Here is a 9,346-nt window from a genome sequence, read left to right on the forward strand (position 1 = left end):
CTTCAATCATCAGGCGGGGCCGGTGCGGCCCCGCAGCCGGCCGCACGGCATCTGGCAGGTAGCAGCAGGGAGAGCATCGTCATGAAGATCATCAAGCAGTGGTTCGCGCGCCAGAAGCAAAACGCCAGCCAGCCCGGCCCGCGCATCGCGGCCTCGCCCCTGTTGCTCGCCCTCGAGCCGCGTGTCGTCTACGACGCATCGGTGGCCGCCGTGGCCGCCCAGCCGCATGCCCACGAGCACGCGCCAGCGGAAGTCATCCATCGCACCGAGGCGCATATCTACACGCCCGCGGTCGGCACATCGAATAATGCCGCTCCCAACGCACCGGCGGACAAGCCGCAGAGCAGCGACCCGATCTCGCCGTTCGCGCAGAACCGCCAGCAGGCACCATCGACGCAACGGGAAGCGCAACATGCCGCCACGACCGACGGCAGCGCCGCGATGTCGGCCGCGCAGACCGAGGTCGTGTTCATCGACCCGAGCGTCGCGAACTACCAGGTCCTGATCGCCGGTCTGCCCGCCGGTACGCAGTACGTGGTGCTCGACGCGAAAACCGACGGCCTCGCGCAGATCGCGCAATACCTGCAGGCCCATCGCGGCGTGGAGTCGATCAGCCTGCTCTCGCACGGCAGCGACGGCGCGATCCAGGTCGGCTCCACCTGGCTCACCAACGGCGATCTGTCCGGCTACAGCACGCAGCTCGCACAGATCGGCGCGGCGATGCACGCCGGCGGCGACTTCCTGATCTACGGCTGCGACGTGGCCCAACAGGCCGACGGTCAGGCACTGGTACAGAAGATCGCCGGCATCACCCACCTGAACGTGGCCGCCTCGATCGACGCGACCGGCTCGGCCGCGCTCGGCGGCAACTGGACGCTCGAATACCAGGTCGGCAACGTCCACACCGCGCTGAACGAATCGGCCAGCGCCCAGGCGCAGTTCAACGAACTGCTCGGCGTGACGACGGAAACCTACGACAGCGCGGCCGCCGACAACTTCGCGGCGATCGGCCTGTCCCAGTTCACGCTCGACGGCCTCGTCTACACGTTCGACCAGCCCGGCAACACCTACGCCTACAACGCGTCGAACTCGCCGTTCCCGAGCGACATCTCCGTGTCGCCCACCGACGGCGTCCTGGACATCAACGCCGACGGCGCCTCGACGATGAGCAACGTCACCATCTCGCTCGCCAACGGCCACCAGTTCAGCCTGCAGAGCTTCGACCTCAGCTCGTTCAACGGCGACCTGTACATCCAGGCCACCTACGCCAACGGCTCGAAGAGCGCGCTGGTCCAGCTCGCCACGGCCGCGGTGGGCGGCTTCACCGGCACCGTGTCGAGCCAGATACAGCTCGGCAGCGCCTTCAACAACATCGTCTCGTTCTCGCTGATCGACCAGAACGACTCGGGCAGCTTCGAGCCCACGCTCAACAACCTCGCCTATACCGACAACGGCCCGTCGGTGACCACCAGCAGCGGCAGCGCGTCGTGGAGTTCGAGCGACAACGGCGTGGGCGGCACCGCTGTGGCGGTGGACCCCGGCATCACGATCTCCGACCCCAGTTCGGCCTCGGCAAGCACCGCCACGGTCCGCATCACCAACGTGCAGAGCGGCGACCAGTTGTCGTTCGTCGCGCAAAACGGCATCACCGGCAGCTACAACAGCGCCACCGGCGTCCTGACGCTGACCGGCAGCGGGTCGCCCAGCCTCGCCAGCTGGCAGGCCGCGCTGCAGTCGATCACGTTCTTCAGCACGCAGGCCTCGCCCAACCTGTCCACCACCACCCGCACGGTGTCGTTCGCGTTCAACGACGGCACCGAGGCGAGCAACGTGGCCACGCGCACCATCACCGTCACCTCCGTCGACCAGACGCCGCTCGTGACCGAGGGCGGCGCCACCAGCACCAGCTACTTCGCCGGCTCGGCCGCGGTCGCGGTCGACGCCAACGTGCACGTCAGCGACGCCGACACGCCGACGCTGACCTCGGGCGCCGTCACGATCGCAAGCGGCTACGCGACCGGCGACACGCTCGCGTTCAACAACTCGAACGTGACGCTGTATGGCAACATCATCGGCAGCTACAATGCGACCACGCACGCGCTCACGCTGACGTCGGCCGGCGGCACCGCCACCGTCGCGCAATGGCAGAACGCTTTCGACGCCGTCACGTTCGCGAGCGCGACGGGCACGACGGGCGGCACGCGCGACATCACGTTCGCCGTCGGCGACGGCACCAAGACCAGCGCGCTGCTGCATCACAGCATGGTGGTCACGGCCGGCCCGACGGTCAGCACCGACAGCGGCTCGGCGCAGTTCGTGAGCGGCGACAACACCACCTCGACGCCGGTGGCGGTCGACCCGGGCATTCTGCTCACCGACGGCAGCAGCACGACGCTGGTCAGCGCGACCGTCGCGATCACAGGCAACTTCCAGGGCAATCACGACCAGCTGCTGTTCACCGCCAATCCGGCGACGATGGGCAACATCAGCGGCGCGTACGACGGCAGCACGGGCGTGCTGACGCTGACCGCGGCCGGCGGCGCGTCGCTGCTGCAGTGGCAGAACGCGCTTGCCTCGATCCAGTTCACGAACGACCTGGTGGTGCCTTCGTCCAGCACACGCACGGTCAGCTTCCAGATCAACGACGGCACGCTGACCAGCTCGACGGCCACGCGCAACGTGACCGTGACGGCCACCGACCAGACGCCGGTGATCGGCGCCGGCGGCAACACCGTCTCGTTCGTGGCCGGCGACAACACCGCCTCGACGGCGGTCGCCGTCAACGACGCCATCACCGTCGGCGATCTGGACGGCGGCCCGCTCCAGCAGGCCGTGGTCACCATCACCGGCCATTACGAGGCGACCGACGTGCTCGCCTTCAACAACAACAGCACCGCGCTGTACGGCAACATCTCGGCCGTGTACGCGAACGGCACGCTGACGCTGACCTCGTCGGGCAACCAGGCCACGCTCGCACAGTGGCAGAACGCGCTGCGGGCCGTCACCTACGACTCGACGGCCATTACGCCGGGCGCCCTCGCGCGCACCGTCAGCTTCGCGATCAGCGACGGCACCAAGACCAGCACCGCGGCCACCTCCACCGTGACCGTCGCCGATACCGACCAGACACCGGTGATCGGCGGCTCGTCTGGGAGCCTCACGTTCACGCAGGGCGACAACGTGCCCAGCACGCCGGTCGTGATCGATTCGGGCATCACGGTGTCCGATCGCGACAACGCCACGCTGACCCAGGCCAACGTCGTGATCGCGAGCGGTTACGACGCGAACGGCGATACGCTGCTGTTCACCAACGACGGCTCGACGATGGGCAACATCACGGGCGCGTACTCGAACGGCGTGCTGGCCCTCAGCTCGGCGGGCGGCACCGCCACGCTCGCGCAATGGCAGGCCGCGCTGCGCTCGGTCCGCTTTACCGATTCGGCCGCCACGCCGGACGGCACGCAGCGCGTCATCAACTTCGTGATCACGGACGGCTCGAAGGTCAGCACCAACTTCCAGCGCACGATCAACGTCGTTCCGACCGACCAGTCGCCGATCGTCACCGACAGCGGCGGCACCACCACCTTCGTTTCGGGCGACAACGCGCCCTCCGCCCCGGTCGTGGTGGACGCCGGCTTGACGCTGACCGACTCCGACTCGGCGACCATGGCGTCGGCCACCGTGGCGATCACCGGCAACTTCCACAGCGGCGAAGACGTGCTCGCGCTCGGCAACGGCGCGTTCGGCGACATCCAGGCGCATTTCGACGCCGGCACCGGCACGCTCACGCTGACCTCGGCAGGCGGCTCGACCGCCGCCCAGTGGCAGGCCGCGCTGCGCTCGGTCACCTACACCGACACGGCCGTGGTGCCGCAGACCGCGAGTCGCACCATCAGCTTCAGCGTCAACGACGGCACCAAGTCCAGCGTCGGCTCGAGCAAGGTGATCGTGGTACAGGCGACCCATCAGACGCCGCTGGTCGGCGCCTCGGGCAACAGCGTCGACTACCTGACCGGCCAGGCCGCCACCGCGATCGACAGCGGCATCACGCTGACCGACCGGAACGTGAGCGGCTCGACGCTGGTACCGATGTCGATCACGGTACAGATCACCGCGGGTCTGCAAAGCGGCGACACGCTCGGCATCAGCGTGCCGCCTTCGACGCTGACCAACGGCATGAACGTCAACTACGACGCGGCCAGCGGCACGCTGACGATCAGCTCGACCGGCGGCACCGTCGCGCAATGGCAGACGGTGCTCGACAGCCTGCAGTTCTCGACCGGCGCCAACGCCGCGCTCGGCACGCGCACCGTCAGCGTCGTCGTCAACGACGGCGTGAAGACCAGCTCGCCGCTCGACTACAGCGTCAACGTGATCAGCTCGGCGCCGGCGCTGGGCACCTCCAGCACCGGCAGCGCGAGCTTCGTGGCCGGCGACAACGCCAGCGCCGCGCCGGTGGCGATCGACCCGAACCTGACCGTCGCGGACCCGCTCGGCAACGTAGTCGACGGCGCGGTGATCGCGATCACGGGCAACCTGTATAGCGGCGAGGACCGGCTGTCGTTCAGCAACGACGGCCTGACGATGGGCAACATCACCGGCAGCTACGATACGTCGACCGGCATGCTGACGCTGACCTCGGCGAACGGCTCGGCCACGCTCGCCCAATGGCAGGCCGCGCTGCGCTCGGTGGCCTATAGCGACACGCAGGTCACGCCGAACGACGCGACGCGCACCGTCAGCTTTTCGCTGAGCGCCGGCTCGCAGTTCAGCAACGTGCTGACGCGCACCATCGTCGTCACGCCGACCGAGCAGACCCCGCTGCTGTCCACCAGCAGCACCGGCAGCGCCGCGTTCGTGGCCGCCGACAACGCGGCATCCACGCCGGTCGCGATCGACACCGGCATCGCGGTGACCGACCTCGACAATGCGACGCTGGCCGCGGCCACCGTGCAGATCGGCGCGGGCTTCCACGCCGGGCAGGACGTGCTCGCGTTCACCAACGACCGCGCCACGATGGGCAACATCACCGCCGCCTACGACGCCGCGCACGGCACGCTCACGCTCGTCTCGGCGGGCGGCACCGCCACGCTCGCGCAATGGCAGGCCGCGCTGCGCTCGGTCACCTACACCGACACGGCCGTCACGCCCGACACGGCCACCCGCACCATCGGCTTCGCGGTCAGCGACGGCACCAAGACCAGCGTCGCCATCACGCGCGACGTGACCGTCGCCACCACCGACCAGACGCCGACGCTCTCCACCACCAGCAGCGGCCCGGCCGCGTTCGTGGCGGGCGACAACACCGCATCCGTACCGGTGACGATCGACGGCGGCCTCACGCTGAGCGACCTCGACAATGCGACGCTGGCCTCGGCCACGGTGCAGATCGGCGCGGGCTTCCATGCGGGCGAGGACGTGCTCGCGTTCAGCAACGACGGCACGATGGGCAACATCACGGCGAGCTTCGACGCCGCGCACGGCACGCTCACCCTCGTCTCCGCGGGCGGCACCGCCACGCTCGCGCAATGGCAGGCCGCGCTGCGCTCGGTCACCTACACCGACACGGCCGTCACGCCCGACGCGACCACCCGCAGCATCGGCTTCAGCATCAACGACGGCGTGAGGACCAGCGCCGCCTACTCGCGCGACGTGAGCGTGGCCGCCACCGACCAGACGCCGCTCGTGGGCTCGACCGCCAGCGGCAGCACTGCGTTCGTGTCGGCAGACAACGCGCCGTCCCAGCCGGTCACGGTGGATTCGGGCATCACGCTGTCGGACCGCGACAACGCGACGCTGGCCTCGGCCACCGTGCAGATCGGCGCGGGCTTCCACGCCGGGCAGGACGTGCTCGCGTTCACCAACGACCGCGCCACGATGGGCAACATCACCGCCGCCTACGACGCCGCGCACGGCACGCTCACGCTCGTCTCGTCGGGCGGCACCGCCACGCTAGCGCAATGGCAGGCCGCGCTGCGCTCGGTCACCTACACCGACACGGCCGTCACGCCCGACACGGCCACGCGCACCATCGGCTTCGCGGTCAGCGACGGCGCCAAGACCAGCGTCGCCATCACGCGCGACGTGACCGTCGCCACCACCGACCAGACGCCGACGCTCTCCACCACCAGCAGCGGCCCGGCCGCGTTCGTGGCGGGCGACAACGCCGCATCCGTACCGGTGACGATCGACGGCAGCCTCACGCTGAGCGACCTCGACAACGCCACGCTGGCCTCGGCCACCGTGCAGATCGGCGCGGGCTTCCACGCCGGCGAGGACGTGCTCGCGTTCAGCAACGACGGCACGATGGGCAACATCACGGCGAGCTTCGACGCCGCGCACGGCACGCTCACCCTCGTCTCCGCGGGCGGCACCGCCACGCTCGCGCAATGGCAGGCCGCGCTGCGCTCGGTCACCTACACCGACACGGCCGTCACGCCCGACACGACCACCCGCAGCATCGGCTTCACCATCAACGACGGCGTCAAGACGAGCGCCGCGCTGGAGCGCAGCGTGTCGGTCACGGCGACGCACCAGACGCCACTGCTCGGCGTGGACGGCACGCAACTGAGCTATACGGCGGGCGGCCGCGTCACCGTCCCGGTGTCGGTCGGCGCCGGCATCACGCTGACCGATCTGAACGCCACGGCGCCCACCACCGCCACGATCGCCTTCAGCGGCGCCTTCGACGCCCAGCACGACGTGCTGAGCTTCGCGGCAGGCGCGGCCACCGGCGACATCGCCGCGAGCTTCGACGCCGCGCACGGCACGCTCACGCTGCACTCGGCCAGCGGCAACGCCACCTTGGCGCAATGGCAGGCCGCGCTCACCGCGGTCGGCTATCTCCATACGCAGGCCGAGCACACCGGCAGCACGCGCACGCTGGTGTTCACGGTCGGCGACGGCGTCAAGACCAGCGCGCCGCTCACGCGCACGCTGACCATCGTCGGCACGGCGCAGCCGGTCGGCACGCCGATCCTGCCGCAATGGGTGCTGCCGCACGACCAGAACGGTCAACCCGACCGCGAGCAAACCGGCGCCATGCCGATCGGCCTGCCGCACGCCGCGCCGCTGCTCGCCGACGACAGCCTCGGCCAGTCCGACGGGGTATCGAGTCCGCTGATCGTGCTCGATGCATTCGGCGCGACCAGCCAGCGGGACGTCGGTTCGATCGGCACGCGCGACACCTTCACCTTCGCGAGCCACGGTGCGCGCGAGCGTTCGCTCGGCGACACGCACGTGCGGCCGCTCGATTCGCTGGTACCGGCCGGGATCGAAGGCGCGACGCCGGCTGCTCATCCGCTGGCGCCGATCGACGTGCATCCGCTGCATCGTGCCGGCCAGGATTTCGCGGTGAACGTGCGGACGCTGGTGCAGACGCCCGCCACCCGCGACGCGCAGGCGCCGGGCGCCGACGACGCGGCCGTCACCGCCGTCACGCTCGCCAACGGCGCACCGCTGCCGGCGTGGCTGCACTACGACGCGCAATCGGGCGTACTCAGCGGCAAGCCGCCCGCCGGCGTGCACGACGTTCGGGTCACGCTCGTGCAGCGCGATGCCGCCGGCAACCTCGTGCGCCGCGAGGTGACGATGCGCTTCGACGCCCACGGCAACGCCGCCGGCAAGCCCGCCGAACACGGCAAGGGCAACGGCCACGCCGTCGCGCCGCACGCGCAGGCCGCGCCCCTCGCCAAGCCCTCGCTCGCCGCCCAGTTCGCCAATGCGCTGGCCACCCTGCACGTCACCGGGGAGCGCCGCTCATGACCTTCGCTTTCGCCCGTTCATTCGCCCATTTTTCCAAGAGACCCCTCGACTTGAAAAACAAGACGCTCCGGGGACGCGCACCGCGTCCCGCATTGCTCGCGGCCGCCGTGGCCGTCGTCTGGCTGTCCGGCTGCGCCATCAAGCCGGTACCGTTCACGGATGCCGAGCGCGCCGCCACCGCCCACACCGACCGCACGGCGATGTTCGCCGACCAGCAGCCGGTGACCGGTCCGATCACGCTCGACGAGGCCATGGCGCGCGCCGTGCGCTACAACCTCGACCATCGCCTGAAGATGATGGAAGAGGCGCTCGCCCAGCGCCAGCTCGACCTGTCGAACTTCGACCTGCTGCCCAAGCTGACGGCCGCAGCCGGTTACGCCAACCGCAACCACGAGCTCGCTTCGTCGTCGGAAGGTCTCTACACGCACGACCAGTCGCTGATTCCGTCGTACTCCACCGACAAGAACAGCCGCACCGCCGACCTGAACCTGTCCTGGAACATCCTCGACTTCGGCGTGAGCTACTTCGAGGCCAAGGAACAGTCCGACCGCGTGCTGGTGCTCGAGCAGCGCCGCCGCAAGGTCGTGCAGCTGATGATGCAGCAGGTGCGCGAGGCCTACTGGCAAGCGGTGGGCGCGCAGCGCCTGCGCGATCGCATCGAGCCGCTGCTGACCCAGGCGCGGTCGGCGCTCGACGATTCGCGCCGCACCCAGGCGCAGGGCCTGCGCTCGCCGCTCGACACGCTGAACTACCAGCGCTCGCTGCTCGATCTGATGCGCCAGCTCGAGGCCGTGCGCGACCAGCTCGAGGAAGCCAAGCCGCGCCTCGCCTCGCTGATGAATCTCGAGCCGGGCAAGGACTTCACGCTGGCCGCGAGCAGCGACTTCAAGGTGCCGGCCTTCGACATGGCCATGCCGAAGATGGAAGACATGGCGCTGCAACGCCGCCCCGAGCTGGTGGAAGCGAGCTACAACGAGCGCATCAGCGTGAACGAGACGCACAAGGCGATGGCCAAGCTGCTGCCCGGCATCGAGTTCAGCCTCGGCGCGCACTTCGACAGCAACAGCTTCCTCGTGTACAACGCCTGGCGCACGGCCGGCATCAGCGTGAGCTGGAACCTGCTGAACCTGCTGAACGCGCGCAACATCCGCGGCACGGCGCAGGCGCAGCTCGACGTGGCCAAGATGCAGCGCATGGCGCTGAGCATGGCGGTGCTCACGCAGGTGCACGTGGCGCGCAGCGAGCTCGCGGCGAAGACGCGCCAGTTCGACCTGTTCAAGCAGATGAACGACGTGGACGGCCAGATCCTGCGGCATACGCACAACGCCACGGAAGCGAACGCGCAGGGCAAGCTCGAGGAAATCCGCAACGCCACGCAGGCGATGATGTCGGAGCTGCGCCTGTACCAGAGCTACGGCGAACTCGAAAGCGCCTATGGCCAGATGCTCGCCACGCTGGGCCTCGACCCGATGAGCGACAAGCCCACCGGCTACGACCTCGCCGCGATTCGCAGCGCGATCACCGCCTCGCAGCAGCGCTGGGACGCGCTCGCCAAGGGCGGCGACCCGGCCGCCGTGGCCCC

The 9,346-nt window shown here is 69.5% G+C and carries 2 protein-coding genes; both read left to right on the plus strand.

The window, feature by feature from the left end:
- Positions 1 to 81: 81 nt before the first annotated feature.
- Entirely contained in the window at positions 82 to 7,764 is a 7,683-nt protein-coding gene (locus C3Y15_RS14365) for a DUF4347 domain-containing protein (RefSeq protein WP_069239973.1), read from the plus strand.
- Positions 7,761 to 9,346, plus strand: a 1,586-nt coding sequence (locus C3Y15_RS14370; protein WP_243860221.1) for a TolC family protein, incomplete at its 3' end; no start/stop codon positions are given. The genes C3Y15_RS14365 and C3Y15_RS14370, both read left to right, overlap by 4 nt.

This window comes from Burkholderia sp. B10 (assembly GCF_004368385.1).
In the GTDB taxonomy this organism is placed as follows: Bacteria; Pseudomonadota; Gammaproteobacteria; order Burkholderiales; family Burkholderiaceae; genus Burkholderia; species Burkholderia vietnamiensis.

Excerpts from the sequence above, each read along its gene's own strand:
- C3Y15_RS14365 (WP_069239973.1), top strand. The coding sequence starts at position 82 with ATGAAGATCATCAAGCAGTGGTTCGCGCGCCAGAAGCAAAACGCCAGC.